The sequence below is a fragment of the Fictibacillus sp. NRS-1165 genome, from assembly GCF_050468105.1.
Lineage (GTDB): Bacteria > Bacillota > Bacilli > Bacillales > Fictibacillaceae > Fictibacillus_C > Fictibacillus_C terrinigri.
The window spans coordinates 1-686 of the sequence record NZ_JBDPNU010000118.1 but is presented as its reverse complement, the minus strand read 5'-3'; the positions used below and the strand labels follow the sequence as shown (position 1 = coordinate 686).

Below are 686 nucleotides of genomic sequence, written 5' to 3'. Positions count from 1 at the left end.
ACTAAGGCGTGATAAACTCTAGGTGAATACTGCAATAAAAGCACCCGCTTTTTTGATGTTTTCTTTAAGATGTAAATAGTGCGATTGTAATAACAACTAGATTTTTATTGTGTGTATTAATCGGTAAATAATACGTGAAAAGTGGAAAGAGTGGGACCAGACCAAGCATGGCATATACTTCTTATTTGAGGGTTTTGCATAATTTTCGTCCCCCCATGTTGTAAGGGATTAAAAAGACACCAAAAAGGACTTCATCCCAAATTGTAGAAGATACAGGTAACTAAACCAAAAACCCTACAAGGAGAGTGAAGTCCTCATGTATAGTATACAACAGAACTTGTTTTCCTTCGAGGAATGGTTACAACTTGATTCAAAAGATCGACTTCCATTGTTTTTTAGTGCACTCGAACTTACGCCTTATGCCAAAGCGTTGGCAAGTGCTTCACCCCAAGGTCGGAATGGAACTTGTAAACAGTCGACCCTCCGTGCTTTACTCGCAGCACATATGGAGGGAATCACGACGTTTACAGCTTTACATAAGCGACTGGACAACGACTTACGCTTCCGTTATCAATGTGGATTTCCTTTAAATGAAGCACCGCCTTCCATCTCTACGATCAGTCGTGTTTTCAAAAAACTAATCAAGAAGAAATTAGCCGAAAGGCTCTTCAATGATCTGGTTATAC

Annotated in this window: 1 protein-coding gene; it reads left to right on the top strand. The window is 39.5% G+C overall.

Annotation, left to right across the window (positions count from 1 at the left end; translation table 11 throughout):
• Positions 1-316: 316 nt before the first annotated feature.
• Positions 317-686, top strand: a 370-nt coding sequence (locus ABHN01_RS24845) for a transposase (RefSeq protein WP_429877766.1), incomplete at its 3' end; no start/stop codon positions are given.